Source organism: Flavobacterium sp. ARAG 55.4 (assembly GCF_051846875.1).
In the GTDB taxonomy this organism is placed as follows: domain Bacteria; phylum Bacteroidota; class Bacteroidia; order Flavobacteriales; family Flavobacteriaceae; genus Flavobacterium; species Flavobacterium plantiphilum.
The window spans coordinates 1-1387 of record NZ_JBPYCT010000025.1; the positions used below are offsets into that span (position 1 = coordinate 1).

Below are 1387 nucleotides of genomic sequence, written 5' to 3' on the forward strand. Positions count from 1 at the left end.
CAACTGTTCCGTAAACTTTAGTTTGAGAAGCATCAGCAGTTACCGTAATTGGTTTTGCTGTAATAGCAAAATCTTTACTTACATAAGTAATTAAATATTTAGTTCCTGCGGAAAGAGTTCCTTGGTTTATTTCATAATTTCCTATATTTTCACCAGTATCTCTGCTTAAAGTACCTGTAAAACTATCACCTGTCAATAAAGCAGGAGATACCGTATAGGTGAAAACAGGATCGGTAGAACCATAAACTTTAGTTTGAGAAGCATCAGCAGTTACTGTAATTGGTATTTGATTTAATTTTAATGTAAAATCATAAGTCGCAGTACATCCATTTGTATCAGTTGCTCTAACTGTAAAATTACTATCCGAAACCTGAGTTGATATCCCGGAAATCAATCCTGTCGAAGATAAATTAAATCCTGATGGTAAATTTCCTGATGAAATATCAAAGGTTTTTGTTCCTGTTCCTCCCGTTACATTAATAGACTGACTATATATTGAATTATAATCATATCCTGGTAATGAAACTGTTGCAAAGTCAATAGCAGTAGGCTCAGTTATAGTAAATATCTGTGTATCCTGACATAAATTAGCATCTTTTACCGTAACCGTGTAAGTACCGGCAGCAAGTCCTGTGGCTGTTGCTCCACTACCTCCTGATGGTGCCCATGAATAGGTATATGTACCAGTCCCCCCCGTTGCACTTACAGTTGCAGAACCATTAGTACCTCCATTACAGGAAACATTCGTTTGTGAAACTGCAGAAGCCACCATAGCTGTTGGTTGTGTAATGGTAAAGTTTTTCACAATACTACAACCGTTGTTATCTGTTATTAAACAATTGTAATTACCTGCTGCTAGACCTGTAGCTGAAGCAGCGGTTCCCCCTGAAGGACTCCATAAATAAGTATATGGTCCTGTTCCTCCAGAAGCAGTCACACCTGCTGAGCCCGTAGCGCTTCCATTACACAAGACATCCATTTGATAAGTAGACGCTTCAAGTGCTGCAGGCTGCGTAATAGTAAAACTCTGTGTAGTCTGGCAAGAATTAGCATCTGTAATTGTAACTGTATAAGTACCCGCAGCAAGTCCTGTAGCTGATACACCAGTCCCTCCTAATGGTGACCATACATAAGTATACCCAGGTGTACCACCTGTTACTGAAACTGTGGCTGAACCATTCGTACCTCCATTACAGGAAACATTCATCTGAAAACCAGCCGTTGCTACTAAAGCCGGTGGTTCTGTGATAGTAAAACTTTGTGTTGCCGTACAAGAATTAGCATCGGTTACCGTTACTGTGTAAGTTCCGGCAGTAAGTCCTGTTGCTGTTGCAGCAGTTCCGCCAGACGGTGACCATGAATAGGTATATGAACCAGTTCCACCCGT

At 40.2% G+C, this 1387-nt stretch carries 1 protein-coding gene; it reads right to left on the reverse strand.

What is annotated here, in order from left to right:
- On the reverse strand, positions 1 to 1387 hold a 1387-nt coding region (locus ACSV4D_RS17755), incomplete at both ends, for an MBG domain-containing protein (protein WP_439229326.1).